This is a genomic window from Amycolatopsis sp. NPDC104819 (assembly GCF_055583145.1).
On sequence record NZ_JBVJON010000001.1, the window covers coordinates 678,917 to 705,500 of the forward strand.

The 26,584-nt window shown below is 70.7% G+C and carries 28 protein-coding genes and 1 tRNA gene; 20 read left to right on the forward strand and 9 right to left on the reverse strand.

What is annotated here, in order from left to right; translation table 11 throughout:
* The first annotated feature begins 153 nt into the window (after positions 1-153).
* Both ACZ63E_RS03435 and ACZ63E_RS03440 read left to right on the forward strand, forming a co-directional pair.
* Positions 154-543, forward strand: coding sequence for a hypothetical protein (locus ACZ63E_RS03435; protein ID WP_465333963.1), 390 nt, complete (start codon positions 154-156; stop codon positions 541-543).
* A gap of 83 nt (positions 544-626) precedes the next feature.
* Positions 627-1,331 carry a ComEA family DNA-binding protein gene (locus ACZ63E_RS03440; protein ID WP_465333965.1) on the forward strand — a complete coding sequence of 235 codons (705 nt, stop codon included), beginning with the start codon at positions 627-629 and terminating at the stop codon, positions 1,329-1,331.
* On the opposite strand, the gene ACZ63E_RS03445 is transcribed toward ACZ63E_RS03440, so the two are convergent.
* On the reverse strand, positions 1,328-1,918 hold the full coding sequence (locus ACZ63E_RS03445; protein WP_465333966.1) for a nitroreductase family protein: 591 nt from the start codon (positions 1,916-1,918) through the stop codon (positions 1,328-1,330). The genes ACZ63E_RS03440 and ACZ63E_RS03445 overlap by 4 nt on opposite strands.
* 230 nt (positions 1,919-2,148) lie before the next feature.
* On the opposite strand from ACZ63E_RS03445, the gene ACZ63E_RS03450 reads away from it, so the two are divergent.
* Positions 2,149-3,414 (forward strand): aspartate kinase, encoded by a 1,266-nt coding sequence (locus ACZ63E_RS03450; RefSeq protein ID WP_465333968.1) that lies wholly within the window; start codon positions 2,149-2,151, stop codon positions 3,412-3,414.
* Positions 3,414-4,454 carry an aspartate-semialdehyde dehydrogenase gene (locus ACZ63E_RS03455; RefSeq protein ID WP_465333969.1) on the forward strand — a complete coding sequence of 347 codons (1,041 nt, stop codon included), beginning with the start codon at positions 3,414-3,416 and terminating at the stop codon, positions 4,452-4,454. The genes ACZ63E_RS03450 and ACZ63E_RS03455 overlap by 1 nt, the downstream gene beginning before the upstream one ends.
* A gap of 41 nt (positions 4,455-4,495) precedes the next feature.
* Here ACZ63E_RS03455 and ACZ63E_RS03460 read toward each other — a convergent pair whose 3' ends face one another.
* Positions 4,496-4,996: a hypothetical protein gene (locus tag ACZ63E_RS03460; protein WP_465333971.1), complete on the reverse strand. Its 501-nt coding sequence runs from the start codon at positions 4,994-4,996 to the stop codon at positions 4,496-4,498.
* A 67-nt stretch (positions 4,997-5,063) separates the two neighbouring features.
* Positions 5,064-6,047, reverse strand: coding sequence for a DUF4034 domain-containing protein (locus ACZ63E_RS03465; RefSeq protein WP_465333973.1), 984 nt, complete (start codon positions 6,045-6,047; stop codon positions 5,064-5,066).
* Positions 6,048-6,145: 98 nt separating this feature from the next.
* Here ACZ63E_RS03465 and ACZ63E_RS03470 point away from each other — a divergent pair, with 98 nt between their 5' ends.
* Both ACZ63E_RS03470 and ACZ63E_RS03475 read left to right on the forward strand, forming a co-directional pair.
* Positions 6,146-7,324: an RtcB family protein gene (locus ACZ63E_RS03470; protein WP_465333974.1), complete on the forward strand. Its 1,179-nt coding sequence runs from the start codon at positions 6,146-6,148 to the stop codon at positions 7,322-7,324.
* A gap of 17 nt (positions 7,325-7,341) precedes the next feature.
* Positions 7,342-7,722, forward strand: coding sequence for a hypothetical protein (locus ACZ63E_RS03475; RefSeq protein ID WP_465301139.1), 381 nt, complete (start codon positions 7,342-7,344; stop codon positions 7,720-7,722).
* Here ACZ63E_RS03475 and ACZ63E_RS03480 read toward each other — a convergent pair.
* Positions 7,719-8,864: an MFS transporter gene (locus ACZ63E_RS03480; RefSeq protein ID WP_465334363.1), complete on the reverse strand. Its 1,146-nt coding sequence runs from the start codon at positions 8,862-8,864 to the stop codon at positions 7,719-7,721. The genes ACZ63E_RS03475 and ACZ63E_RS03480 overlap by 4 nt on opposite strands.
* Positions 8,865-9,027: 163 nt before the next feature.
* Between ACZ63E_RS03480 and ACZ63E_RS03485 the strand changes: the two genes are divergently transcribed.
* From ACZ63E_RS03485 to ACZ63E_RS03505, 5 genes are all read left to right on the forward strand, one after another.
* Positions 9,028-9,378 carry an MFS transporter gene (locus ACZ63E_RS03485; protein WP_465333976.1) on the forward strand — a complete coding sequence of 117 codons (351 nt, stop codon included), beginning with the start codon at positions 9,028-9,030 and terminating at the stop codon, positions 9,376-9,378.
* A gap of 11 nt (positions 9,379-9,389) precedes the next feature.
* Positions 9,390-10,079: an MFS transporter gene (locus ACZ63E_RS03490; protein ID WP_465333977.1), complete on the forward strand. Its 690-nt coding sequence runs from the start codon at positions 9,390-9,392 to the stop codon at positions 10,077-10,079.
* Positions 10,080-10,542: 463 nt separating this feature from the next.
* Positions 10,543-10,674, forward strand: coding sequence for a hypothetical protein (locus ACZ63E_RS03495; protein ID WP_465333978.1), 132 nt, complete (start codon positions 10,543-10,545; stop codon positions 10,672-10,674).
* Positions 10,655-11,254 (forward strand): acyl-CoA-like ligand-binding transcription factor, encoded by a 600-nt coding sequence (locus ACZ63E_RS03500; protein WP_465333980.1) that lies wholly within the window; start codon positions 10,655-10,657, stop codon positions 11,252-11,254. The genes ACZ63E_RS03495 and ACZ63E_RS03500 overlap by 20 nt, the downstream gene beginning before the upstream one ends.
* 410 nt (positions 11,255-11,664) lie before the next feature.
* A complete protein-coding gene (locus ACZ63E_RS03505) occupies positions 11,665-12,195 on the forward strand; it encodes a hypothetical protein (RefSeq protein ID WP_465333982.1) in 531 nt (176 codons plus the stop codon).
* A gap of 246 nt (positions 12,196-12,441) precedes the next feature.
* Here ACZ63E_RS03505 and ACZ63E_RS03510 read toward each other — a convergent pair whose 3' ends face one another.
* A complete protein-coding gene (locus tag ACZ63E_RS03510) occupies positions 12,442-13,491 on the reverse strand; it encodes an alpha/beta hydrolase (protein ID WP_465333983.1) in 1,050 nt (349 codons plus the stop codon).
* A 126-nt stretch (positions 13,492-13,617) separates the two neighbouring features.
* Here ACZ63E_RS03510 and ACZ63E_RS03515 point away from each other — a divergent pair, with 126 nt between their 5' ends.
* The 6 genes from ACZ63E_RS03515 (at position 13,618) to ACZ63E_RS03540 (ending at position 17,974) form a co-directional block, all read left to right on the forward strand.
* Entirely contained in the window at positions 13,618-14,190 is a 573-nt protein-coding gene (locus tag ACZ63E_RS03515; protein WP_465333984.1) for an NADPH-dependent FMN reductase, read from the forward strand.
* Positions 14,191-14,325: 135 nt separating this feature from the next.
* Positions 14,326-14,748: an organic hydroperoxide resistance protein gene (locus ACZ63E_RS03520; RefSeq protein ID WP_465333986.1), complete on the forward strand. Its 423-nt coding sequence runs from the start codon at positions 14,326-14,328 to the stop codon at positions 14,746-14,748.
* A 37-nt stretch (positions 14,749-14,785) separates the two neighbouring features.
* Positions 14,786-15,262 (forward strand): Dps family protein, encoded by a 477-nt coding sequence (locus ACZ63E_RS03525; protein ID WP_465301149.1) that lies wholly within the window; start codon positions 14,786-14,788, stop codon positions 15,260-15,262.
* Positions 15,263-15,335: 73 nt separating this feature from the next.
* Positions 15,336-16,715: a glutamate decarboxylase gene (locus tag ACZ63E_RS03530; RefSeq protein ID WP_465333988.1), complete on the forward strand. Its 1,380-nt coding sequence runs from the start codon at positions 15,336-15,338 to the stop codon at positions 16,713-16,715.
* A 436-nt stretch (positions 16,716-17,151) separates the two neighbouring features.
* Entirely contained in the window at positions 17,152-17,778 is a 627-nt protein-coding gene (locus ACZ63E_RS03535; protein WP_465333989.1) for a TIGR03085 family metal-binding protein, read from the forward strand.
* A 10-nt stretch (positions 17,779-17,788) separates the two neighbouring features.
* Entirely contained in the window at positions 17,789-17,974 is a 186-nt protein-coding gene (locus ACZ63E_RS03540; RefSeq protein ID WP_465333990.1) for a tautomerase family protein, read from the forward strand.
* Positions 17,975-18,010: 36 nt separating this feature from the next.
* Here the strand turns inward: ACZ63E_RS03540 and ACZ63E_RS03545 are convergent, their stop codons facing one another.
* The gene (locus ACZ63E_RS03545; protein ID WP_465333991.1) at positions 18,011-19,861 is read right to left on the reverse strand and encodes a S9 family peptidase; all 1,851 of its coding nucleotides are present in this window, start codon (positions 19,859-19,861) and stop codon (positions 18,011-18,013) included.
* A 39-nt stretch (positions 19,862-19,900) separates the two neighbouring features.
* On the opposite strand from ACZ63E_RS03545, the gene ACZ63E_RS03550 reads away from it, so the two are divergent.
* The gene (locus ACZ63E_RS03550; protein WP_465333992.1) at positions 19,901-20,665 is read left to right on the forward strand and encodes a methyltransferase domain-containing protein; all 765 of its coding nucleotides are present in this window, start codon (positions 19,901-19,903) and stop codon (positions 20,663-20,665) included.
* Positions 20,666-20,716: 51 nt separating this feature from the next.
* Here the strand turns inward: ACZ63E_RS03550 and ACZ63E_RS03555 are convergent.
* Together ACZ63E_RS03555 and ACZ63E_RS03560 are read right to left on the reverse strand one after the other, a co-directional pair.
* Positions 20,717-20,790, reverse strand: a tRNA-Pro gene (locus ACZ63E_RS03555).
* A gap of 29 nt (positions 20,791-20,819) precedes the next feature.
* Entirely contained in the window at positions 20,820-21,800 is a 981-nt protein-coding gene (locus ACZ63E_RS03560) for a metallophosphoesterase (RefSeq protein WP_465333993.1), read from the reverse strand.
* 118 nt (positions 21,801-21,918) lie between these two features.
* Between ACZ63E_RS03560 and ACZ63E_RS03565 the strand changes: the two genes are divergently transcribed.
* On the forward strand, positions 21,919-23,625 hold the full coding sequence (locus tag ACZ63E_RS03565) for a serine/threonine-protein kinase (protein ID WP_465333995.1): 1,707 nt from the start codon (positions 21,919-21,921) through the stop codon (positions 23,623-23,625).
* Between the two features lie 48 nt (positions 23,626-23,673).
* On the opposite strand, the gene ACZ63E_RS03570 is transcribed toward ACZ63E_RS03565, so the two are convergent.
* Positions 23,674-25,848 (reverse strand): transglycosylase domain-containing protein, encoded by a 2,175-nt coding sequence (locus ACZ63E_RS03570; protein WP_465333997.1) that lies wholly within the window; start codon positions 25,846-25,848, stop codon positions 23,674-23,676.
* Positions 25,849-26,191: 343 nt separating this feature from the next.
* Between ACZ63E_RS03570 and ACZ63E_RS03575 the strand changes: the two genes are divergently transcribed.
* Positions 26,192-26,488 carry a WhiB family transcriptional regulator gene (locus ACZ63E_RS03575; protein ID WP_465333998.1) on the forward strand — a complete coding sequence of 99 codons (297 nt, stop codon included), beginning with the start codon at positions 26,192-26,194 and terminating at the stop codon, positions 26,486-26,488.
* Positions 26,489-26,584 lie beyond the last annotated feature (96 nt).

The window sequence follows — 26,584 nt, forward strand, 5'->3', positions numbered from 1 at the left end:
GGTCCGGTCAGGCCCCGTCGCGGCAGCGAAGCAGGAGAGCACGCGCCACGCCCCCACCATAACCACGGAACACGGCACGGGGAAAGCCGGGCGGTCCCCAGCTGGGGTTACCTGTGGGTAGCAATTGGCCGGTGGCCGTGCGAAACTGCGGGCATGGGTGAGCACGCGGAGTCATCGTCGACATCAGCGTCGGCGTCGGAAGAGGAGACGAAGGTTTCCCGCCGGGCCCCGGTCGACTGGCGCGCGACGGGCGGCCGGATCGCCTCGATCGTGGCGTCGATCGTCCGCTGGGTGGGCCTGGTCTTCGCGGCGCTGCTGGTGATCCACGTGATCTTCACGGTCGGCTCGGCCAACCCGGACAACGGCATCGTCTCGTTCGTGAAGTCCTGGGCGGACAGCCTGGCGCTGGGGTTCAGCGACCTGTTCACCCCGAGTGACGCGAAGCTCCGCGTCCTGGTGAACTACGGCATCGCGGCGATCTTCTGGCTCGTGGTGTCGGGGATCCTGGCGAAGATCATCCGCAGGGTGGGCGGAGCTTCCTGATTTCGCGGTGATCACGATCGGCGCACCCTCGTAACGCACTGTCGCCGCCAGGCGACATCAGCACGCCGGAAGGGGTGCTGACCATGTCCGTTTCACAGCCTGCCGCGACGTCGCCGAGTGCGGTCGCCCGCCTCGGGAGCCGCTGGTACTTCGTCGTCACGATCGCCACGGTGGGGCTTTTTGCCTGGGTGCCGTTCGTGCACGCCGCGCTGCGGCTCGGCCGGAAGTCGCTCTACGCGCGTGCCGCGGTTTTCGGGGCGGCTGCCGCGGTCATGGGTGTGCTGATGTCCCTCTCGCCGAAGGACGCCACGGGCAAGGTGGTCGGGACGACCGGGAACCTGCTCACCTCGGCCGCCGTGATCCTGGGGCTCGTTGTGGTCGCGGTCGGCTGCGTTCAGCAGGCCAAGCTGCGCCGGGAGATCTTGCGTCACGTCCCCGGTGAGCGGCTCGACGGCCCGGACCCCGCGCTGGCCGCGGCTTTGGCCGCGCGCGAACGGCGCTCCGAAGCGCGCAAGCTCGTCGCTGAGGACCCGCTCATCGCGCGCGACCTGCACGTCGGGCGTCCGGATCTCGCGCGGAACTACGACGACGGCGGTCTTGTCGACCTCAACAACGCGCCGGCCACCGTGATTGCCTCGGTTTGCGGGCTCGATGCCGCCACCGCCGAAGCCATCGTCGACATCAGGACGACTGTCGGCGGGTTCGCCGCCGTCGATGACGTCACCACCGTGGTGCCTTTCGCGGCGCTGGAGCGCGTCCGCGACCGGGCCGTCGTCCTGCCGAGCTAAAGGGCCGACGTGCCCCACTGGTCGGTGAAGGCGAACTCCTCCAGCGGCACCCGCACCCGCTCCGCCTTCTCCCGCTCGATCCGCCACTCCTCTTCGAGCACATCCGGATGCCCCGGCGACCCGACCGCGATCGCGACCCGAGGCACCACGTCCTCGGGCAGCGAGAACGCGGCCCGCACCGAGTCCGCGGAAAAGCCCGCCATCTGGTGCGCCACCAACCCCAGCTCCACCGCCTGCAGCACGAGGTTCTCCGAAGCCAGCCCCAGCCCGTACTCCGCGTACGGGACCGCCCCCTTCTCGTTCGTCGTCACCATCGCGCCGATCAGCAGCAGGCCCGCGCGGTGGGCCCACGCCCGGTTGCCCGAGTTCAACGTCGCCAGGATCGTGTCGAACGACGGTGTCCCGCGCACGCCCACCAGGTAGCGGGCCGGCTGGGTGTTGCCGAACGACGGGGCCCAGCGGGCCGCCTCCAGGAGCGACCGCACCTGGTCCGGGCTGACCGGCGAAGACGCGTCCAGGGCCCGGGGGCTCCACCGCTCGGCCATGATCGAAGCGATCGCGATGCTCGTCACAGCTGGTTTTCGCATGATCTTCACCGTACCCACCTAGTGCGCTGCATCACTCGGGAGGAAGGACTCCGCGCATTTCGTTGGTGTTACGGAAGATTTACTTCCGAGCGGCCCGGGGAACGGGTCCGCCCCACGTCAAGAGGGTGGCGGGCCGCTGGAGCCCCGGTAGGCTCCGTCTCAACTATGGGACGCGGGGGCTCTCCGGTGCCCACCAGGGAGCAGACCCGGCCCGTCTAGGAGGTTCGGGCGTGGCCCTCGTGGTCCAGAAGTACGGCGGATCGTCGCTGGAAAGTGCCGACCGGATCAAGCGCGTCGCGGAACGGATCGTCGCCACGAAGAAGGCGGGCAACGACGTCGTGGTGGTCTGCTCGGCGATGGGTGACACCACCGACGAGCTGCTCGACCTGGCTCAGCAGGTCAACCCGGCGCCGCCGGAGCGGGAGATGGACATGCTGCTCACCGCCGGTGAGCGCATCTCGAACTCGCTGGTCGCCATGGCCATCTCGGCCCAGGGCGCGGAGGCGTGGTCGTTCACCGGGTCGCAGGCCGGCGTCGTCACGACGTCGGTGCACGGGAACGCACGCATCATCGACGTCACCCCGAGCCGCGTCACCGAGGCGCTCGAGCAGGGTTACGTCGCGCTGGTGGCGGGCTTCCAGGGCGTCGCGCAGGACACCAAGGACATCACGACGCTGGGCCGCGGCGGCTCGGACACCACCGCCGTCGCGCTGGCCGCCGCGCTGAACGCCGACGTCTGCGAGATCTATTCCGATGTGGACGGTGTGTACACCGCCGACCCGAGGGTGGTGCCGGACGCGCGAAAGCTCGACACCGTCACCTACGAAGAGATGCTCGAGCTGGCCGCGAGCGGGTCGAAGATCCTGCACCTGCGTTCGGTCGAGTACGCGCGCCGCTACGGCGTCCCGATCCGTGTCCGCTCTTCCTACAGTGACAAGCCGGGCACCACGGTGACCGGTTCTATCGAGGAGATCCCCGTGGAACAAGCCCTGATCACCGGTGTGGCGCACGACCGCTCCGAGGCCAAGATCACGGTTACCGGCGTGCCGGACACCGCCGGTGCGGCGGCCCGGATCTTCCGCGTGATCGCCGACGCCGAGATCGACATCGACATGGTGCTGCAGAACGTCTCCAGCACGGTGTCCGGTCGCACGGACATCACGTTCACGCTGTCGAAGGCCAACGGCGCCAAGGCCGTCAAGGAACTGGAGAAGGTCAAGGCGGAGATCGGCTTCGAGTCGGTGCTCTACGACGACCACGTCGGCAAGGTCTCGCTGGTCGGCGCCGGGATGCGGTCGCACCCGGGTGTCACGGCGACGTTCTGCGAGGCGCTGGCCCAGTCCGGCGTCAACATCGAAATCATCAACACCTCCGAGATCCGCATTTCGGTGCTGATCCGGGACGCCCAGCTCGACGAGGCCGTGCGCGCGATCCACGACGCCTTCGAGCTCGGCGGCGACGAAGAAGCTGTTGTCTACGCGGGGAGTGGTCGCTGATGGCGGACGGGCTGCGGATCGGGGTGGTCGGCGCGACCGGCCAGGTCGGTGCGGTGATGCGCAAGCTGCTGGCGGAGCGGGAGTACCCGGTCGCCGAGCTCCGGTACTTCGCTTCGGCGCGCTCGGCGGGTTCGACCCTGCCTTGGCGCGACGGCGAAATCACCGTCGAGGACGCGACGACGGCGGATCCGTCCGGGTTGGACATCGCGCTGTTCTCCGCGGGCGGGTCGACGTCGAAGGCGCAGGCGCCGCGGTTCGCCGAGGCGGGCGTGACGGTGATCGACAACTCCTCGGCATTCCGGATGGACCCGGACGTGCCGCTGGTCGTCAGCGAGGTCAACCCGGAGGCCATCAAGGAGGCGCGGAAGGGGATCATCGCGAACCCCAACTGCACCACCATGGCCGCGATGCCGGTGCTGAAGCCGTTGCACGACGAGGCCGGGCTGGTCCGGCTGGTCGCGTCGACGTACCAGGCGGTGTCCGGCAGCGGGCTCGCCGGTGTGGACGAGCTGGCGGGGCAGATCAAGGCCGGCGCCGAGCACGCCGCGCTGCTCACCCACGACGGCGGGGCGATCGAATTTCCGGCGCCGGACAAGTACGTCCGGCCGATCGCGTTCAACGTCCTGCCGATGGCCGGGTCCATTGTGGACGACGGTGAGCTCGAAACGGACGAAGAGAAGAAGTTCCGCAACGAGAGCCGCAAGATCCTGAGCATCCCGGGTCTCGGCGTGTCCTGCACCTGCGTGCGTGTGCCGGTGTTCTCGGGGCACTCGATCTCGGTCAACGCCCAGTTCGAGCGCGCGCTGACGGTCGAGCGCGCGACCGAGCTGCTGGCGCACGCGCCGGGTGTCGAGCTGTCCGACGTCCCGACCCCGCTGCAGGCGGCGGGCAACGACCCGAGCTACGTCGGCCGCATCCGCGTCGACCAGGGTGTCGAGGGCGGCCGCGGGCTGGCGCTGTTCATCTCCAACGACAACCTCCGCAAGGGCGCGGCGCTCAACACCGTGCAGCTCGCGGAGCTGGTGGCGCAGCAGCTCTGAGCCGAACCCGCCCGGTCCCGGACACCCGGGGCCGGGCGGGTTCATTTCCTGGGCTTTTTCTGCCGGGGCTGGATCGGCGGCAGGCCGAACGCCGTCCGCAGCTCCGGCTTCTGCAGCGGCCGCAGCACGGCCATCATCAGCCCGCCCCACACGAACAGCCCGACCGGCGTGCCCGTGGGCCCGCCGGCCGACGAGCTCTGCACGAGGCTCACGACCAGGCCGATGAGCAGCACCGCGATGAACGCGCATTCCAGCCAGATGACCGTGAAGATGATCTTGCGTTCGCGCCGGCTCAGCAGCGCGCTGAACACCACGAGGGTGACGAGCAGCGCCGAGTTCACCGACACGACCACCAGCGGCCAGGTGACATCAGTGCCGTCGTCCACGCTCGCCGCCAGCGACCAGACGAAGACGGCGAGGGCCAGGTAGAGCACGGCCTGGGCGGCGATCGCGAGCCGCATCGACCTGATCCCGCGCCGCACCTCCCGGTCCGCGTTTTCGCCGGACACCGGCAGCGGCCGGTAGGCGCTCGATTCGGTCACGGGACCACCTCTCCGAATACGGCAGCAACCGGCCAAGGGGAGCACGGGTGCCCGGGGACCGGTCCCCTCACGCGTCCCTGGCCGCCTTCCGGCACGCCTGGGCTCGCAATGCCGCGAACTGCTTCACGGGCTTCGCAGAGCGCTTGACGTCGGTGTCGAAGTTCCAGACATGACCGTCGGCGTGGCCGCCGAGCCGCCGGAACTGGGCGACGGCTTCGTCGTGCCGGCCGTTGTGGTGCAGCGCGTAGATCGCGTAGCCGCGGTCTTCCCGGGTAGCGGGGTGCTCGGCGCCTTCGCCGTCCAACCAGGGCAGAGCTGTTTCGAGGGCCTCCCGGACGTACCGGCTGCGCCAGATCGGGTTGCCCTCCATGGCCATTTCGAAGGCCGCGTGCAGAGGCAGTGGCGTCAGCGACGGCGCGAAAGCCGCGGCGCCGGCGGCGAAGTCGAGCAGGCGTTCTTCGGTGCCGTGCCACTTCGGGCACCAGTACTGCAGGGCGCGGTTGTGGCCGATGCGGTGGGCGGGCGCGCGGACGAGCAGACCCGACCAGATCCCGTCGAAGGGCTGGTACCGGACATCGAGCCCCCGGCAGACGGTGACGAGGGTCGCCCAGGGTGTCGGATCGGCTCCGGCGAGTTCGGCCGCCTTCCAGGCGGTGTCGCGGGCGTGGTCCAGCAGCTGGTAGAAGGGCCCGAACTGCTGCCGGCTGGTGTGCCGGCCGCGTGCGGAGCCCCGGCGCTGCCAAGCCAGGGCGACGAAGGTCTCCGCCTGCACGACGGCGGCGTCGGGATCGCCGTCCCGCTCGGCGAGCCAGTCGCGCAACCACTGGCGTTCGGTCGTGGCGGTGGTGGCGAGTGCGCTGATGACGGCGGTGCGCCGGTCCCAGTCACCGTTAAGGGTGGCGATGAGCGCGGCGGCGGGGTGCCAGTCCCCGGCCAGCGCGGCGGAAACGGCGGCGGCGAGGCCGGGCTCGCCGAAATGCGGCTCGGTGCTGAGCTCCGCGTCCGGAACCATTCCCCGGGCAGCGGCCGCGGGGCCGGGCAGCAGGCCCATGTCCGTTCTCCTCCACAGTGGACTGCCGGAAATCGCCTTGTCCGATTTCCGGCCAAGAGGGATCCTAAGCCCCGCAACCAGTTCCAGGGGAGGAAACCATGTACACCGCCGTCGACGGCGCGCGTGTCCCGATCCGGATGTGGGCGGACCCCGCGTCCGTCGAAGACCAGGCCATGCGGCAGCTGCACAACGTCGCGAACCTGCCGTGGGTGCACGGTGTCGCCGTGATGCCCGACGTGCACTACGGCAAGGGCGCGACCGTCGGCAGTGTCATCGCCATGCGTGACGCCGTTTCGCCGGCCGCCGTCGGGGTCGACATCGGGTGCGGGATGAGCGCCGTCCGGACGTCGCTCGGCGCGAGCGACCTGCCCGACGACCTCGGGAAGCTGCGCCGGCGGATCGAAAGCGCCGTCCCGGTGGGCTTCGGCCTGCACAAGACGCCGGTGAACCCGGCCAAGGTGCACGGCGTCGGCGGCTGGGACGCGTTCTGGAAGGGCTTCGGCGAGTTGCACGGCGGCGTCCAGGAGCTGCACGACCGGGCCGCGCGCCAGATCGGGAGCCTCGGCGGCGGGAACCACTTCATCGAGGTCTGCCTCGACGACGAAGGCCGCGTCTGGCTGATGCTGCATTCGGGTTCGCGCAACATCGGCAAGGAGCTGGCGGAGCGGCACATGGCCGTCGCGCGGAAGCTGCCGCACAACGCCGACCTGCCGGACCGCGACCTCGCGGTGTTCGTCGCGGGCACGCCGGAGATGCAGGCGTACCGGCGTGACCTCTTCTGGGCGCAGGACTACGCGGCGCGCAACCGCGCCACGATGGTCGCGCTCGTGAAGCAGGCGCTGGCCGACGTCGTGCCGGGGACGGCCTTCGACGACGCGATCTCGTGCCACCACAACTACGTCTCCGAAGAGACGTACGACGGGGTCGAGCTGCTGGTCACCCGGAAGGGCGCGATCCGCGCCGGATCGGGTGACCTGGGGATCATCCCGGGCAGCATGGGGACCGGTTCGTACATCGTGCGCGGGCTCGGGAACGACTCGTCCTTCCAGTCGGCGTCGCACGGCGCCGGGCGCCGGATGTCGCGGAACAAGGCCAAGAAGCTGTTCACGGCCGACGACCTCGCGGCGCAGACGGCCGGCGTCGAGTGCCGCAAGGACTCGGGTGTGGTCGACGAGATCCCGGCCGCGTACAAGGACATCGATTCGGTGATCCGCGCCCAGACCGACCTGGTCGAGGTGGTGGCGCACCTCAAGCAGGTCGTCTGCGTGAAGGGCTGAGCCGGTACCTTGGCGACATGACGAGGGGTGGAACGACGGCCGCGTTGCTGGCCGGGGCCGCACTGCTGCTGAGCGGGTGCGACCAGGTCGGCAACGCGGTCGACCAGGGGGCGGACACGGCGAACAAGGTCAGCGCGTGCACCGAGGCGCTCGGGCTGGCGGACCTGAACCCGCTGGTCGACCCGGCCAAGCTCAAGGCGCGGGCCGAGGACAAGGAAAAACGGCTGCGCGAGCTGGCCGGGAACGTCCAGGACCAGGACGTCAAGAACGCGCTCTTCGGCATGGCCGACTCCTACGTCGAGGTGCAGAAGGAACGCATCGAGGACGCCGGAGTCGTCGCCCAGTGGGTGCAGCGCAACGTCAAGAAGCTCGACGCCCTGCGCGCGGCCTGCGGCTAGTTGCAGCTCTCGGCCAGCGCCGGCGCGGGGTCCGCGACCGGCTCCGGGGCCCGCCGGTGCAGCAGGCCGGCCGACGCGATCAGCAGGCCGCCGAGACCGGCCGCGGCGAAGCCCCACGCCGGGCTCGAGTGGTCGACCGCGAAGCCGACCACCGGGCTGCCCAGCGCCAGGCCGAGCCGGGTGGACGCGTCCTGCAGGCCCATCGCCTCGCCGCGGACCCGCGGCGGGGCGATCCGGCTGACCGTCTCGGTGGTCGCCGCCAGTGTCGGCGCGCAGACCAGGTTCGTCGGGATCAGCACCAGCATCAGCAGCCACCACGGCTGGTCGGCCAGCCCGACCGGCACCACCAGCAGCGCGAGCAGCAGCATCAGCAGACCCTGCGGCAGCGACCGCTTGACGGCGCCGTGCACGATGCCGCCGAGGATGGACGCGGCGCACATCACCGCGATGACCAGGCCGGTCACCCCGAGGTCGCCGTTCGCGCGCAGGGCCGCGAGCGTCGCCAGCTCGGTGCCGACCAGCACGAACAACGCGCCGGCGGCGATCAGCAGCGTCGCCACCAGCCGGCCGGTGAGCCAGCTCCGCAGCGGCGGGCGGGCGGTCTCGGCGAGCGGGTCGGTCACCGCCTCCCGGATCGGCGGGTTCACCAGCCAGATCAGGAACGCCGTGCCGCCGAACAGCACGCCGAGCGCGCTGAGCGTCCACGTCGGGGAGAACGACGTGATCGCCGCGATGCCGGCCGCGGGGCCGATCATGAACGTCGCTTCGATCGAGATCGTGTCGAGTGAGTACGCCGCCCGCCGCTCCGAAACCGGGACGAGCGCGGCCAGGATCTGCCGGGCGAGCGAGCCCGCCGGGACCGAGAGCATCCCGGCCGGGATCGCGACGGCGGCGAGCACCTCGTACGGCAGGTGCGGCGCGGCGATCCAGAACACCGTGGTGCCGATGCCGCAGACGGCGACGATCGGGCGCAGGCCGTACCGGTCGAAGCAGCGGCCGAGCAGCGGCGCGCCGAGCGCCATCCCGAGGGTGACCCCGGCGCCGACCAGCCCGGCGGCGCCGTAGCCGCGGCCGAGCCCGGTGACGATGTAGAGCGTCATCAGGACGCCGTTCATGGTCATCGGCAGCCGGGCCAGGAACATCAGCGCCATCGTCGACGGGACTCGGGGAACGGACAGGACCCGGCGGTACGGCTGCAGAGGCACGTCTTCGATGAGAACCCAAGGTGGTACGCGCGTGCAAGTTATTTCCCCGGTCATCGGGCCTGGCGCCAAGAAATTTTGAGAGCTGCTCGGCGCGCTCGCGGTGAGCCTGCTGACCGTCGGGCTCGACCTGACCGTGTTGAACGTCGCCGTGCCGATGCTGGCCGGCGCCACGACTACGCAGCTGCAGTGGTTCGGCAACGCGTACACGCTGGCGCTGGCCGCGCTGCTGCTGCCGGCCGGCCTGCTGGGCGACCAGTTCGGCCCGAAGAAGCTGCTGCTCGGCGCGCTGGCCGTGTTCGGGCTGGCCTCGCTGGGGTGCGCCTACGCGAGCTCGCCGGGCCAGCTGATCGCCGCCCGGGTGGTGCTCGGCGCCGGGGCCGCATTCCTCATCCCGCTGTCGCTTTCCCTGCTGAACATCCTGTTCCGCCGGAGGAGCGGGCGAAGGCGCTGACGACGTGGGTGATGGCGACGTTCGCCGGCATCCCGCTCGGCCCGCTGCTCGGCGGCTGGCTGCTCGACCACTTCGCGTGGGGCTCGGTGTTCCTGGTCAACGTGCCGCTGACCGTGGTCGGCCTGGCCGCCGTGCTGTTCCTGGTGCCGCTGACGCGGGGCTCGGGCCGGGGCGCGATCGACTTCGCAGGCATCGCGCTCTCGGCGGCCGGGCTCGTCGCGCTCACTTACGGGTTCGTCAACGCCGGTGAGCACGGCTGGGCCGACCCGGTCACCTACGGCCTGCTCGCGCTCGGCGTCGTCCTGCTCGCGGTGTTCTGCCGGGCGCAGACGCGGGTGGCCGCGCCGCTCGCCGACCTCGCGCTGTTCCGCGAACCGCGGTTCGTCTGGGGCGCGGTGCTCGCGACCATGGCGTCCTTCGCGCTGATGGGCCTGATGTTCGTGCTGCCGCAGCTGTTCCAGGCGGTGCAGGGGGCCGACGCGCTGCAGACCGGGGTCCGGCTGCTGCCGCTGATCGGCGGGATGCTCGTGGCGGCGAAGGTCGCCGAGAAGCTGGTCGCCGCGTTCGGGGTGCGCGGGGTGGTCACCGGCGGGTTCGTGCTGCTCGCGGGCGGGCTGGCCTGGAGCGCGCCCCGCCCTTCCCTGGCAGGGTTCCGGCAAAGTCGGGGCGAACGTGACCGGCGGGCCGCTGCGATGTCGTGAATGACTCATTCACCGCGTCAGAGGTCATGAATGAGTCATTCATGACCCTTCCCGGGCCGCTACCGCGACCTCCGGCGTGATGTACCTGGCCGTCCGCGCTGCGAGCCGACCGGCGAATCCGACTTTGCCGGAACCCCGCCCTTCCCTGGGGGGCGTCCCCGCTCCAGTGTATCGGCGACGGGTGACAAAACCGGCGAATTGTGGCTCGGGCGCCGGAGTTGTCCACATCGATCCCGAGCTGTGGACAATTCTCGGCAGGTCCGCGGCGGCCGCCGACGAGCACGCCCGCGCCGAGTGTTGCCAATGACCCATTCGGGACGCCAGACGTCCCGAATGACCCATTCGCGACGCTGGGCTCGCCGCCGACGCCGCCCGCGGCAGTGCGTCGGGCGCGGTCGCCGTCGCGGAGAAGCTGCACCTGCCCGCGCTCGCCGACTCCGCGCGGGCCGCGTTCACCGACGGCATGGCCGTGACGCTCTGGGTGTGCGCCGGGCTGGGCTTGGCCGCGGCCCTGCTCGCGCTGCTGTTCCTGCCCGGGCGGACGGCCGCGGGGACCCAGCCGCGAGAATCGGAGCATGACCTCGTCGCCGGCTGAGCCGCAAGGACTGCGCGAACGGAAGAAGGCCAGGACGCGGGCCGCCATCCAGCGGCACGCGTTGCGGCTGTTCCACGAGCAGGGGTACGCCGCGACGACCGTCGACCAGATCGCGGCCGCGGCGGAGATCTCGCCGAGCACCTTCTTCCGGTACTTCGCGACGAAGGAAGCGACGGTGCTGTACGACCCGTTCGACCGGGTGCTGATCGCGGCCGCGCTCGCCCAGCCGGCCGAGCTCAGCCCGATCGGCGCGCTGCGGGCGACGGCGGACACCATCCGGGAGCAGATCTCCGCGGCGGACTGGGCCCGCGAACGCGAGCGGCAGCTGCTGGTGTTCCGCGAGCCGGACCTGCGCAGCGCGATCATGGACCAGTTCGCGGCCGGGATCGACCTGCTGGCCGACCTCGCGGCCCGCCGCACCGGCCGCGACCCCGGCGAGTTCGAGGTGCGGAACTGGGCGGGCGCGGTGGTCGGGGTGGTCATGGCGGCGTTCTTCGGCGCGGCGGCGGACCCCGTCGCCGACACGCTCGTGGTGTTCGACCGGGCGCTGGCCCACCTGGAAACCGGCGTGACGCTCTGAGTGCCCGTCCGCTTCGGCGCTTTTACCGGAATTGAATTCGCGTTTTCCGCCCGGCCGGTGCGAACCTTGTGGGTGGCGGTGCGAGCGTGGGGGACGCCCTGTCTGGAGCAGTCCCGACACGCGGTCCGACGGAGTGATGAAGCTAAATGATCACCGTTTACACCCGCGTGGGTGACCGAGATGCTCCACAGTGGACGGCTGTCACCAGCGGTGACGATCGGACTCACTGTTGATGATCTTCAGGGGGACGGGCAAGGTTTCGACGTTAATCAATTGCGGGCGAGTTCGCTTCCCCTGCATCCGGCACGTAAGGGTTAGAAATCCTCCCTAACCGGTGATCGGGTGGCTTATCTCCGATACGGCGGGTATCGATTTAACGCGTCAGGTCTCCCGAGGCCAGGAGGTAGGAAATGAAAGGCAAGTTCGGGCGGTCCATCGCCCTGGTAGCCGCCGGCAGTCTGCTGGCGGTCGCGACGGCGGGGATCGCTTCGGCGAGCCCGGACGGGGGCAAGGGTTCCTCTAGCACCCAGGCTCTCGCCGCACAGGTGCTCCAGATGCGAGACGACCTGACCAAGGTGGCTTACGCGGGCAACGTCGGCGCCACGCGGTCGGATCTCGGTCAGATGAGCCCGGTGATGGCGGACATCGCCGCCGGCAAGCGCTACACGGTCCAAACCGACACCGAGCAGCTCGCCGGCCTGGCCAAGGGCCGCGCCGACGAGTCCACCCGGCTGCTCACCGACCCGACGGCCAAGGCGCGGCAGCTGCCGCCGCTGCCGTTGCCGATCCCGTCGCTGCCGGACCTGCCGGGCCCGCTGAAGATCGTCAGCGACCTGGTGAAGGCCCTGCTCGCGGCGGTCACCGGCATCCTCGGTGGCCTGCTCGGCGGCGTTCCGGTGCCGCCACTGCCGGTCCCGCCGCTGCCCGCACCGGCGGCCTGATCCCGGCACAGTGAAACAGGGGGGCCCGGAGCCCGGTCGCGGACATTTCTCCGCGCCGGGCTCCGGGTCGTTTCGGTCCGGGGGCTCGGCGTCGCGCGGCTTCGGGTCGTTTTGGTTCGGAGGCCCGGGTCGCGCAGCTCACCGGGGCCGGTGTTCGGCCCGGTGCGGACTCGGCTCGCCGCCGCCCCGCCCCTCCCGCCATGAATGACTCATTCATGACCTCGGACGTCATGAATGAGTCATTCACTACGTCCGGGCGAGGCCCTGCCGCAGTGCGCCGGCCATCTCGGCCAGCGCCTCCCGGAACCGGCTGCCGACCCCGGTGAAGTTGATGAACCCATGAATCAAGTCCTCGTGCCGCCGCAACGCCACATCCACGCCGGCCGAGGCGAGTTTCTTCGCGTACGCCTCGCCTTCGTCGCGCAGCGGGTCGAACCCGGCCGTGACGACCAGGGCCGGCGGCAGGCCGCTCAGGTCGTCCGCGCACAGCGGGGACAGGCGCGGGTCGGCCAGGTCGGTGCCCTCGGGCACGTAGTGACCCTCGAACCACTTCATGTGCACGTCGGTGAGGAACAGGTCCTCGGCGAACAGGTCCTGCGAGCGGTAGCGCCGCGTGAAGTCCGTCGCCGGGTAGATGAGCAGCTGGAACGCCGGTGCCGGGCCGCCTCGGCGAACCGCCTGCTGGGCCGTCACCGCAGCGAGGTTGCCGCCCGCGCTGTCGCCGCCGACGGCGATCCGCGCCGGGTCGGCGCCGAGGTCGCCCGCCTTCGCCACGGCGTACTCGAACGCCGCGAGCGCGTCTTCCGCGGCCGCCGGGAACGGGAACTCCGGGGCCAGCCGGTACTCGATCGACAGCACCCGCACCCCGGCGTGCTTGGCCAGGAAGCGGACGGCGTTGTCGTGGCTCGCGCGGGTGCCGATCACCCAGCCGCCGCCGTGGAAGAACACCAGCAGCGGTGACTTCTCGGGCAGCCCGACCGGCGTGTAGAGCGTCGCCGGCAGATCGCCGTCCGGTGTCGGGACGGCGATCTCCCGCACCGAAACCGGCTCGATCGTCTTGCCGCTGACCAGGTGCCGTCCGACGTCGAGGAGCGCGCGCGACTTCTCGACCGAGCCCTGCACCAGCTCCGCTCCGGAAAGCTTCTGCAGCCGGAGCAGCAGCTGGGCGTCGAGCGCGAGGTCCTGGCCGTCGAGGCGCACCGGGCGGCCCGCGACGGCTCGCCGCACCGGCGTGGGCAGCCAGAACGCGAGCTGGGACGCGGCCGCCTGGACGCGGACCGGGAGCGGGATGGCCATGGTTCCTCCTGAGCTTCGACGCCGCCCAGGACGTTACTTGTCAGTAGGTAACAGGTCCAGCTGTGACCAGGACCTCCGTCCCAGAGACTGGTCCTCCAGTTAACTGGAGGGGTTAGCCTGGAAAGCGTGACTTCAGCCAGGACGGTCAACGTGCTCGGGATCGGCGGCTCTCTGCGCGAGGGCTCCCAGTCCGAACGCGCGTTGCAGATCGCGCTCGCCGCCGCGGCGGAAACCGGCGTCCGGACCCGGCTGCTCACCGGGCCGGAGCTGGTGCTGCCGTTCTACGACGCCGGCGAGCCCGGGCGCGACGAACGCGCGACCCGCCTCATCGAGGCGATCCGGCAGGCGGACGGCCTGATCGTCGTCTCGCCGGGTTACCACGGCGCGCTGTCCGGGCTGGTCAAGAACGCCCTGGACTACGTCGAGGACCTGCGCGACGACACCCGGCCCTACCTCGACGGCCGCGCGGTCGGCCTGGCCGCCGTCGCGTACGGCTGGCAGGCGGCGGTGACGACCCTCGAGCAGCTGCGCACGATCACGCACGCGCTGCGCGGCTGGCCCACCCCGCTGGGGGGCTCCATCAACTCCGCCGAGACCAAGTTCGACGACGGCGGCGGCGCGTCCGACGAGAAGAGCGTTCGCACCCTCCGCCTGATCGGGCGCCAGGTCGCGGAGTTCGCGGTGACCCGCGCCGCGTGAAGTTTCCGCCGGAGGCCGCCGGGTAACCGGACAACGTGATGCCTGCCATGTGGGGGCACCGTTCCGCGGGTGCGGGATGTTGTGCCCAGTGAGACGCTCGCTGTGGAGCGTCCCCGGACAGAAGGCAGGCAGAGCATGGGTCAGGCGATCTACACGGCGGTGGCGACGGCGCGCGGCGACGGCCGCAACGGCGAGGTGACCTCCTCGGACGGCGTCATCGACGAGTCCCTGGCCATCCCGAAGGAGATGGGCGGCCCGGGCGGGGACAAGACCAACCCGGAGCAGCTCTTCGCCGCCGGTTACTCGGCCTGCTTCCACAGCGCGTTGCAGCTGGTCGCGCGCCAGGCCAAGGTGACGCTGAACGACTCGACCGTCACCGCCGAGGTCAGCGTGCTCAAGCAGGACGTCGGGTTCGGCCTCGGGGTCGCGCTGAACGTCTCGCTGCCGGGTCTCGAGCAGGCCCAGGCCGACCAGCTCGTCGAGCAGGCCCACCAGGTCTGCCCCTACTCGAACGCGACCCGCGGAAACATCGAGGTCGCGCTCTCCGCCACCGTCTGACCCCCTCGGGCCGGCACGAAGGAAGGATCACCGCCAGATGAGCAAGTCTCCGATCAAGAGCCCGCTTTCCGAGGCCGACAAGGAGATCACCGGCAACGCCCTGCAGGCGACGCTGGTGGACCTGGTCGACCTTTCGCTGATCGCCAAGCAGGCGCACTGGAACGTCGTCGGCTCGAACTTCCGCAGCGCGCACCTGCAGCTCGACGAGCTCGTGAACACCGCGCGCCAGTACGTCGACGAGGTCGCCGAGCGCGCCAACGCCATCGGCGTCTCGCCGAACGGCAAGGCGAAGACCGTCGTCGAGAGCTCGGGTGTGCCCGAGTACCCCGACAACTGGCAGTCCGTGGAGTCCACGGTCGCCGCGATCGTCGACATCCTCGCCGCGCTCATCGAGCGGCTGCGCGCCCGCATCGACGAAACGGACAAGAGTGACCTCGTGACGCAGGACCTGCTGATCGAGATCACTCGCGCGCTCGAAGAGGCGCACTGGATGTGGCAGGCCCAGCAGGCTTGATTTTTCGCGCGAAAGGGGTCGTTCCGGACGGGACGGCCCCTTTCGCGTTGCCGGGCTCAGTACGTTCGGGGGCATGGTCTTGCATCAGGGGAAAACCGGCCGCCCGGACCGCGCCGGCGGCACGAACCCGCTCTACGCCGGGGCGAACCCGGCCCTGGCGGCGGGGTTCGTCATGCCGCACGACCAGCTGCGTGACGACCCGTTGCCGCCGGACACGGCGCTGCAGCTGGTGCGCGACGAGCTGATGCTCGACGGCAACGCGCGGCTCAACCTCGCCACGTTCGTCACGACGTGGATGGAGCCGCAGGCGCGTGAGCTGATGGCCGAGTGCGTCGACAAGAACATGATCGACAAGGACGAGTACCCGCAGACGGCCGAGCTGGAGCGCCGCTGCGTCAACATCCTCGCCGACCTGTGGCACGCGCCCGATCCGACGGGGATCATGGGCTGCTCGACGACCGGTTCGTCCGAAGCGTGCATGCTCGCCGGGATGGCGTTGAAGCGGCGCTGGTCCAAGCTCGGGCGCACCGGGAAGCCGAACCTGGTGATGGGCGCGAACGTCCAGGTGTGCTGGGAGAAGTTCTGCGAGTACTGGGAGGTCGAGCCGCGGCTGGTGCCGATGGACGGCGACCGCTACCACCTCACGGCCGACGAAGCCGTGGCCCGGTGTGACGAGAACACGATCGGCGTGGTGGCGATCCTCGGGTCCACTTTCGACGGCAGCTACGAGCCGGTCGCGGAGATCACGGCGGCGCTGGACGCCCTTGCCGACCGGACGGGCTGGGACATCCCGGTGCACGTCGACGGCGCGTCGGGCGCGATGATCGCGCCGTTCCTCGACCCGGACCTGGTGTGGGACTTCCGGCTGCCGCGGGTGGCGTCGATCAACACGTCGGGCCACAAGTACGGGCTCGTGTACCCCGGCGTCGGCTGGGTGATCTGGCGCGACCAGGCGGCGCTGCCGTCCGAGCTGGTGTTCAACGTGAACTACCTGGGCGGCGACATGCCGACGTTCGCGCTGAACTTCTCGCGCCCGGGCGCCGAGGTGGCGGCCCAGTACTACACGTTCGTCCGGCTCGGCCGCGAAGGGTTCCGCGCGGTGCAACAGGCTTCGCGCGATGTTGCGACGCACCTGTCGGCCGGGATCTCGGAACTGGGGCCGTTCTCGCTGCTGACCCGAGGGGACCAGCTGCCGGTGTTCGCGGTGACGACCCGCGCGGACGCCGGCTTCGACGTCTTCGACGTGTCACGCCGCCTGCGCGAGCGCGGCTGGCTCGTGCCCGCGTACACGTTCCCGGCGAACCGGACGGATCTGGCGGTGCTGCGGATCGTCGTCCGCAACGGCTTCACGCACGACCTCGCAGACCTGCTGCTGGGGGACCTGGCACGGGTGGTCTCGGATTTGGAGAAGGAAGGCGGCCACCCGGCGAAGGCGACCGCCTTCCACCACTAGTGCCAGACTTGGCCCGCCCCCGGAACTCGCGTGAGTGAAGCCGGAACTCGCGAGTCCCGTCCTCAACAACGCGAGTCGCGTCTCTGAGCACGCGAGTTCCGCGCGGGATCACGCGGGTCACGGTCAGCCCCCGGCCACGCGCTGGTGCGCCAAGTCCGTCGGCTCCAGAGCGGCCCCCGCCCTGCCCCGGCACGGTCTGGCGACCAGTTCTGGTGTCGCGAATGGGTCATTGGGGACGCCAGACGTCCCCAATGACCCATTCGCCACACAAAAGTCGCGGTCGGAGCGAGGTGAGACGCGGCCCGCCGCCGCAGGAGTGGCAGTCGTCGACGGCAGCTTGGCCGTGCGAATCCGACCTCGCCAGAATCCCCCGCCCTGGCGTGCGCGCCGTCTCTTCCCGTCGCCAGGGCGGGTACCGGCGAGTAACGTCGACCACATGGGTGTCGCTGCTGACGAACGCCAGGCGTTGAGCTCGCTCTTCGAAGACCTCGGGCCCGACGCGCCGACTTTGTGCGAAGGCTGGACCACGCGGGACCTCGCCGCGCACCTCGTCGTGCGTGAGCACCGGCCCGACGCCGCGCCCGGGATCATGGTGCCCGCGCTCGCCGGGTACACGCAGAAGGTCCAGGACCGCTACGCCGCGAAGCCGTGGGGCGTCCTGGTCGAGCAGGTCCGCCGGGGCCCGTCGAAGTTCTGGCCCACCTCGATCGGCCCGCTCGACGAGCTGACCAACGGCGCGGAGTTCCTCGTCCACCACGAAGACGTCCGCCGCGCGCAGCCGGACTGGAAGCCGCGCCCGGCCGACCCCACCCGGGACGCCACGGCGTGGCGCTCGGCGAAGGGCGCCGCGAAGCTCAACCTCCGCAAGTCGCCGGTCGGCGTCACCCTCCGGACCACGGACGGCCAGGAGGCCGCGGTCAAGACCGGGCCCGACCCGGTGACGGTGGTCGGCGACCCGGTCGACCTGCTGCTGTTCGTCTTCGGCCGCGACGCCGTGCACCTCGACTTCCGGGGCGACCCGGCCGCGGCCGCGAAGCTTCAGGCGGCCAAGCGGGGGCTCTAGGCTGTGCGCCATGCCGATGATCAGTGTTTCGATGTTCCCCGGCCGCACGCCCGCGCAGAAGAGCGCCCTGGTCAGGGAGCTGACCGACGCCTTCATCCGCACCTGCGGCGGCAAGCCCGAGGGCGTCCAGGTGACGCTCGTCGAGATCGGCGCGGACCACTGGGCCACCGGCGGGGTCCTGCACTCCGAACGCTGACCCGCCGGGAGACCGCGCGGCCTCCCGGCGAGTGCGTCAGCGCAGGCCGAGCGCCCGCTGGGCGAAGTTGACCTCGATCGAGGTCTGCTTGATCGTCTCGGCGATCACCAGCGAGCCGTGGCCGGCGTCGTAGCGGTAGAACTCGTGGTGCAGCTCGCGGCCGCCGAGGCGGTCGAGGTAGTTCTCGATCTGCCGGATCGGGCAGCGCGGGTCGTTGTCGCCGGCCAGCACGAGCACCGGCGCCGTCACGGCGTCGACGTACGTGATCGGCGAGCACTCCTGGTACACCGCCGGCACCTCCTCCGGCGAACCGCCGAAGAGCGCGCGGTCGAACGAGCGCAGCTGCTCCATCTCGTCCTCGTACGCGGCGACGTAGTCCGCCACCGGCACCCCGGCGACGGCCGCCGCCCAGCGCGTCGGCTGCGTGCCGATCGCCAGCAGGGACAGGTAACCGCCCCACGAAGCGCCGTTCACCACGCACTTCTTCGGGTCGCTGAGTCCACTTTGGACGGCCCAGTCGTGCACCGAGGCGACGTCCTCCAGCTCGGTCAGCCCGGGCCGGCCTTCGATGGCGTCGCGCCACGCCGAGCCGTAGCCGGTCGAGCCGCGGTAGTTGACCTCGACCACGGCGAACCCGGCGTCGAGCCAGGTTGCGCGGTAGGCCGAGAAGCGGTCCTCGTCCGCCGCGTGCGGGCCGCCGTGCAGGGAGAACACCGTCGGCAGCGGGCCTTCCGGCGCGCCCGACGGCCGGGAGACCAGCGCGTGGATCCGGCCGCCGACCCCTTCGACGAACGCGTCGGTGACCGGCTCGGACCCCGGCGCGCGCTCGCCCGGCGGCTCGAGCAGCACGGAGTCCGTGCCGTCGGTGGTCCGGGCGCGGACCGCGGCCGGCTCGGCGGCGCTCGACCACGAGTACTCGACGGCGCCGTCCGGGCGGACGCCGGCGCCGCCGATCCGGCCGGCCGGGGTGTCCACAGAGGACAGCTCGGCGGTATCGAGGTCGTAGCGGTACAAGGAACTGCGGCCTTCGTGGAAGTGCACGACGAGCAGGGCGCGCGCGTCCGGGTACCAGCCGGCGACGACCTCGCCGGGCAGGTCGAGCTCGAGCTCCGTCTCGGTGTCCTCGCGGACGTCCCAGACGAGCAGCTCTTCGCGGCCCCGGCGTTCGTGCAGCACCAGCAGGCGCTGGTCGCCGGGCAGCGGGGAGAACTCGAGGGCGGTCAGGCCCTTGCCCTCGCCGTCCCACTTCTCGGAAACGGTGCCGAAGCCGTCGGTCGCGAGCACCCGCAGCGCGGGGTGCCGCGAGTCACCGTGTTCGGAGTGGGAGATCGCGATGAGACTCTCGTCGCGCGAAAGCGACGCGATGCCGGCGTCGTCGGCGTGGTTGTAGAAGCGGTGCGTTTCGCCGTCGATCCGGGCGAAGAGCTCACTGCCGTCGTCGGTCGAGACGCCGATCGCGACGAGCTTCGCGCCGATCTCGAGGCCGGCCGGGTAGCCGTCGTGGACGTCCGGCACGGCCTTCTCGGGCTTGCTGCCCTCGGTCGCGGCGAACGGCTCGCGCACCCACGAGCCGAACTCGTCGCCGTCGGTGTCGTCGAACCACCAGATCCACTCGCCGTCCGGGGACGGGGTCGAGTGCATGGTGCCGTTGGGCCGGTCGGTGACGCGGCGGTGCTCGCCGGTCGCGCGGTCCCAGGCGTAGACCTCCCAGACACCGCTGGAGTTGGAGACGTAGACGTTGGAGTCGGGGGCGTCGCGAGCCCAGTCGGGCACGGAGATGCGCGGGGCGTGGAAGCGGGCGCGCCAGCGGGTTTCGGCTTCGGCCTCGTCGAACAGCCGGTCCGGGACCACCGCGGGCGGATATTGGTTGGCTGACTGCGTGCTCACCCCTCGATCCTGCCACCTTCTGGCCGTACTGTGTGCGGGGTGCTGGAGGGTTACGCGCCGGGCTACGGGCGAGACGCGGTTTCGATGATGTCCGCGCGCACCGCCGCGGAGCGCGCGACGTTCGCGCAGCCCCTGTTCACCCCGGGCGCCTGGGTGGTCGACCTCGGCTGCGGCCCGGGCTCGATCACGCTGGGGCTCGCGGCGGAGTCCCGCGTGGCGGGCGTCGACCTCGACGCGGGCCAGGTGGCGATGGCCCGCGCGCTGGCCCGCCGGGCCGGCCGGTCCACAGTGGACTTCCTGGTGGCGTCGGCCTACGACCTCCCGTTCGCTTCCGCGAGTGTGGACGTGGCGTTCTCCCACGCGTTGTTCGAGCATCTGGCCCGGCCCCTGGACGCACTGGCGGAGCTCCACCGGGTCCTGAAGCCGGGCGGCCGCCTCGCTCTGTCCACTTCGGACTGGAGCAAGGCCCGGATCCGCCCCAAGACAGCAAACGTCGACGCGGCGTTGAGAGGGCACTACTTGTTGCGCCGCCAGGCGGGCGGAAACCCGTTCGCGGGCCGAGTGATAGCGGACCAATGTACCCAAGCAGGCTTCACCGAGGTGGTCTCAAGAGCGCGTTACCGCGAAGACATGAGCTACCGCGACCTGGCGAAGTACGTGGAAGCACGTCTGGAAGCGGCGATCGCGGAACCGGGCCGCGACCGGGACCAGCTGGCGAGCGCGGCGCGTTCGGCCTGGATGTGGACCCGCGGCGGCGACGGCGACTTCACCCAATGCTGGGTCGAGGTGACGGCGACCCGCTGACCCCTCCGGAAACCAGAAGAGCCGGTGTCCGAAGACACCGGCTCTTACTCGTCGGGGTGGCGGGATTCGAACCCACGACCTCCTCGACCCGAACGAGGCACGCTACCAAGCTGCGCCACACCCCGAGGTACTGCTTAACGGGTCGTGGAGAAGTCTAGCGGACGGTGTCGCGGGCTTTTCGGCGGGCCGCCTTACGCGGTTCCTCGGCCCCCGACCCGCGCGGGACCAGCGTCAACAGGCTGGCTTCCGGTGGGCACGCGAACCGGGCCGGGGCCCACGGCGACGTCCCCAGGCCGGCCGAGACGTGCAGCCACATGTGGGCTCCCCAGCGGGAGGCGCCGCGGGCGCGGGTGCGATCCAGCTCACAGTTGGTGACCAAAGCGCCGTAACCCGGGAGCCGGAGCTGGCCGCCGTGGGTGTGGCCCGCGAGGACGAGGTCGTAACCGTCCGTGGCGAACGTGTCGAGGACGCGCGGCTCCGGTGAGTGCGTGACGCCGAGGCGGACGGCCGCGCCGGAGTCGGCCGGGCCCGCGATGTCGGGGTAGCGGTCGCGGCGCAGGTGCGGGTCGTCGACGCCGGCCGCGAAGACCGCCTGGCCGCCGACGTCGATCGTGCGGCGGACGTGGGTCAGGTCCGTCCAGCCGTGCTCGACGAACGCCGCGCGCAGGTCGCGCCAGGGCAGCTGGACGCCGTGGATCCGCTTCTTCTTGCCCTTCGGCATCAGGTACCGGGCCGGGTTCTTGGGTTTCGGCGCGTAATAGTCGTTGCTGCCGAAGACGAACACGCCGGGCCGGTCGAGCAGCGGGCCGAGCGCCCGGAGCACCGACGGGACGGCCTGCCGGTGGGAAAGGTTGTCGCCGGTGTTGACGACGAGGTCGGGTTCGAGCTCGTCGAGCGCGGCGACCCAGCGCTGCTTGCTGTGGTGGCTCGGCAGCATGTGCAGGTCCGAGACGTGCAGGATGGTGAACGGCCGCGACCCGGGCGCCAGCACCGGGAGCTGGGCGGTGCGCAGGGTCCAGTGCCGCCGTTCGATGCCGACGGCGTAACCGAGCGTCGCGGCGCCGAGCGCCAGCGTCCCCGCGGCGAGGCGTGCCGCTTTCGCCCCCGACGTGGATTTGTTACTGAGCGTGCTCACGGGGTCCAGGATACGTGCTCAACGGTTGGATGACTTCGCCGCCGTTAAGGGGAACCTCTTGATTAGCATTTGCGTCGGCCCGTAGACGGGAAGCAAGCCGGGGGGCTTGGGGAGAACGATGGAGCAGTTCGGGCCGTACCGGATCGAGGGCCTGCTGGGCCGCGGTGGCATGGGCGAGGTCCACCGCGCCTACGACACGGCGCACGACCGCGTCGTCGCGCTGAAGCTGTTGTCCGGACCGAACGCGGCGGACGAGGGCTTCCGGGCGCGCTTCCGCCGTGAGTCGCAGATCGTCGCGCGGCTGCGCGAGCCGCACGTGATCCCCATCCACGCGTACGGCGAGATCGACGGGCAGTTGTACCTCGATATGCGCCTCGTCGAGGGCAAGGACCTGAAGGAGCTGCTCGAGGACGGGCCGCTGCCGCCCGAGCGGGCCGCCGGCATCGTCGAGCAGGTCGCGGGCGCGCTCGACGCCGCGCACGAAGACGGCCTGGTGCACCGGGACGTCAAGCCGTCCAACGTGCTCGTCACGAGCGCCGATTTTGTGTACCTCGTGGACTTCGGCATCGCGCGGTCGATGACCGCCGAAGGCACGTCGATCACCGGCACCGGCAACGTGATCGGCACGCTCGACTACATGGCGCCGGAACGCTTCGGTGACGCGCCGATCACCGGGCTCGTCGACGTCTACGCGCTCGCGTGTGTCCTTTTCGAATGCCTGACCGGCAGCCGCCCGTTCCCGGCCGAAGGCGCGGCCGCGCAGATGGGCGCGCACCTGACCGCGTCGCCGCCCGTGCCGTCGCAGGTGCGGCCGGGCCTGCCGCCCGCCCTGGACGCCGTGGTGGCGCGTGGGATGGCGAAGAAGCCGGCGGACCGCTACCCGACGGCGGCCGCGCTGGCCGACGCCGTCCGGGCCGCGGTGAAAGCGCCGGCCGCTCCGCACCCGACGTGGCAGAAGACGCTGCCCGCGCCGGCGTGGCAGCCGACCCGGCCGGGGCCGCCGCCCACCCTGGCCGCTCCTCCGCCCATGACACCGCCGCGGGCGACGCCGGTCCCGACCGGGCCGTACGGTCCGCCGACCGGGGCGTACCCGAGCCCGCCGCCCGCCCCGGCCGCGCCGAAGTCCCAGCGCAACCGCTGGATCGCCGTGTGCGGCGTGCTGGCCGGGATCGTGGTGGTCGCGCTGGTGGTGACGTACCTGGTGACGAAGGGCCGGACATCGCAGGCGGGGAGCCCGACGACGCCCCCGCTGGTGCCCGCGACCGTCACCGAGGGGTCTACTCCGCCGCCGACGACGTCGAGCCCGCCACCGTCCACTTCGGAGACCAAGCCGGCGCACGACGAGAAGCTGTACGCCGCGCTTCCGGCCGTCTACAAAATGTCCTCGTGCGTCGACGCGGCCGTGCCCGCCGGCGCGGCCGCCGCGGTGGAGTGCCAGGGCTCGAACGTCGGGGACATCAAGCCGGGCAACGTGGTGTTCCCGGAGCCGACCGGCGCGCGCTTCCTCCGCTTCGCCGACGCGGCCGCGATGGACGCGTTCTTCCAGAGCATCGTCAAGGCGCAGGGCCTCACCCGCAACGACGCGCAGGGAGCGTGCCGGCCCGAGAAGTACCCGAAGATCTGGGGCACGTACTACCGCGCTGCGGCCCCGAAGCCGGGTGAGTACCTGACGTGCTTCGTCGGCAGCCCGTCCCAGCTCGTGTGGACGCAGCAGAACCTGGTGGCCGGCGTGCTGCTGTCGACCAAGGTGACGAACAACGCGGAGCTGGCCGACCTGTACGAGTGGTGGAACACCGGGATCCTGTCGGAGATGCCCGACAACTGACCCCGGAACGACCGGAGGGGGCCCGCGGGCCCCCTCCGGTCGTCGGCGCTACCGGCCGCCGCCCATGTACTGCGGGTCCGGTTGCGGGAGGTCCATTCTCGGCTGGCTCGCGTCCATGATGTTCTTCATCGCGCCGAACCAGGTCCGGGCCGGGGCTTTCCCGCCGAAGATGTTCCCGCTGCCGCACACGCGGACGTTGCCCGGGCCGGCGTCGCAGATGCCGCCCTGGCCGCCGCCGAACTTGAACGTCATCGCCGCGCCCGCCAGCTGCGGGGTGCCGCCGACGAACGTCGCCGAGACGTTGCCCTGGGTCGTGCCCGTCTTGCCGATGATCGGGCGGTCCCAGCCGACGGCCGCGGCCGCGGTCGCCGACGTGCCACCCGGCTGGTCGTCCTTGCTCATGCCGACCGCCAGTGTGTTTGCCAGGCCTTCGGGCACCGCCTGATCGCAGCCGGCCTCCTTGACCGGCACCGGCTGGCCGTTGCGGTCGGTCACGCCGGCGATCGGCGTCGGCGGGCACCAGACGCCGCCCGACAGGATCGTCGCCGCTACGTTGCCCAGCTCCAGGCCGCTCAGCGGGCTGAAGCCGAGGGTGAACGCGCCGTAGCCGGGGCTGTTCCCGTTGGGCCCGTAGACCTGGGCCTGGCTGAGCCGCTTGTTCGCGTCCGGCGATTTCGGGTCCACGGTGCCGCCGCCGGTCGTGCTCGCCATCGTTTCGCGCATGCCGAGCCGGTTGGCCATGTCGATGCCCGGTGCCGTGCTGCCGAGCCGGTCTTCGAGCTCCACGAACGCGGTGTTCGGCGAGGTCGCGAGAGCTGTTTGGACGGTCGCGCCCTGCGCGATCCGGCTGTAGTCACCGGCGTTGCCCACGCAGTACCAGTAGGTCGCGGGCTTGCCCGTCGGTGTGGTGCTGCACCCGCCCTTGCCGGTGGTGAACACGTGCGAGGTGTAGGAGTCGGGCACCTGGATCGGCGAGAAGATCCCGGCGACGCCCTTCTCCAACGCCGCGGCCGTGGTGAAGATCTTGTACGTCGACCCCGCGCCGCCGGTGTTGTAGACACCGGCGGGCAGCGCGTACGTCGTCTGACCCTCGTCTTGGTTCCCGCCGTAGTCACGGTTCGCCGCCAGAGCGACGACCTCGTGCCGGTCCTTACCCGGTTTGATCAGGGACAACGTGTTCGCCACGTACGGCTGGGTCTTCTTCACCTGCGCCTCCGCCGAGACCTTCGCCTCGTGGTTGGCGCGCTCGTCCAGCGTCGTCTTGATCGTGTACCCGCCGGTGTAGAGCTGGTCCTTCGTCATCCCGGACTTGATCAGGTAGTCCTCGACGTACTGGCAGAAGAACCCCTGCTCCGGGCCCGCGCCGATGCAGTTGGCGGGCGGCTTCGCCGGGAAGTCCGGCACGACACCCAGCGGCTCGCCCTTGAAGCGGTCGGCATCGGCCTTGGCCAGCTTCTTGTTCTCCACCATCCGGTCGAGGACGAGGTTGCGGCGCGCGGTGGCCTTGTCGGCGTGCTTCCACGGATCGTTGTTGATCGGGTTGTTCACCAGCCCGGCCAGCAGCGCGGCCTGCGGCACGGTCAGCTTCTCCGGCGTCGTGTTGAAGTACGCGTGCGCGGCGGCGCCGATCCCGTAGATCTGCCGGGAGAACTCGACGATGTTCAGGTAGCCGGCGAGGATCTGCTGCTTGCTCAGCTTCGTCTCGAGCTGGATCGCGATCCGCGCTTCCTTCAGTTTGCGCGCGACCGATTGCTCCTGGGCCTTTTTCTGGCCGATCGGGTCGTTCCGGTAGACGACGTTGATCAGGTAGTTCTTGGTGTACTGCTGGGTCAGTGTCGACGCGCCCTGCGTGTCGGCGCCGGTGCTGTTGCTGACGGCCGCACGCAGCGTGCCCTGCCAGTCGACGCCGTGGTGCTCGTAGAACCGCTTGTCCTCGACCGACACCAAGGCCCACTTCATGGCCTCGTTGATCTGGCCGGGAGTGATCGGGAGGCGGTACTGGTCGTACAGGGTCGCGATCGGCTTCCCCGTGTTGTCGGTGACCGTCGTGACCAGGGGCGGAGGGATGTCGGCGAGGTCCGAAGACGTCTTCTCGACCGTCTCGCTGGCCTGGTTGGACATGACGCCGGCGGCCCCCACGACCGGGAAGAGCATGCCGGCGACGAGCACCCCCGCGAGCAGACAGAGGCCGATGAGCTTGAACAAACCATCCGCTTTTCGCACGGGGCCAGCCTACGCGGACGAGGTCAGGCCACGGTGACGCCCTGTCTCCACAAGTGTGAATTCAGTGACAAAACCGACCCCCTTCGGTGACATCTGGTAACGGAAGGCATCCTAGGTCTTGGCGGGGGGAACCGAGGGCCCCTACAGTCCGTCAACGTCTCACGAAGAAAAGCCGTCGGACGGGTTAGTGCGAGTGGGAGCTCGCTTGGCCCGAACGGCGGCACCGGCACCGGGGAGGTGCCCGGGTAACCGACGTGAGCAGAGGGAGACACGCTCGCGGGGGCAGGGAGCGCAGTGCCTTTCCCCGCTGGTGCGTCGAACACCAGGGTAGGGAGCTGGGGGTATGGAAACCAACCAGTCGAGCTGGCGAATCAACGCGTCCTGCCGGGACGCCGATCCGGACGGCCTGTTCGTCCGGGGTGCGGAGCAGAACCGGGCGAAAGTCGTCTGCATGGGCTGCCCGGTCCGCACGGAATGCCTCGCCGAAGCGCTCGACGGCCGGATCAACTTCGGTGTCTGGGGCGGTATGACCGAACGGGAACGGCGGGCCCTGCTGCGCCGCCGTCCCGACGTGGGGAGCTGGGCGGACCTGCTCGAGGCGGCCAAGAGGGACGCCTTGGAGCGGGTCGAAGTCGGCTGAGCGCTCTGCCGCAGCTCGTCGTGGGGGGTTTGGGGGGTTGGAACCACCCCCCAACACCACCCACAGTATACTAACTTTGTGTCGCGATTGTACGCG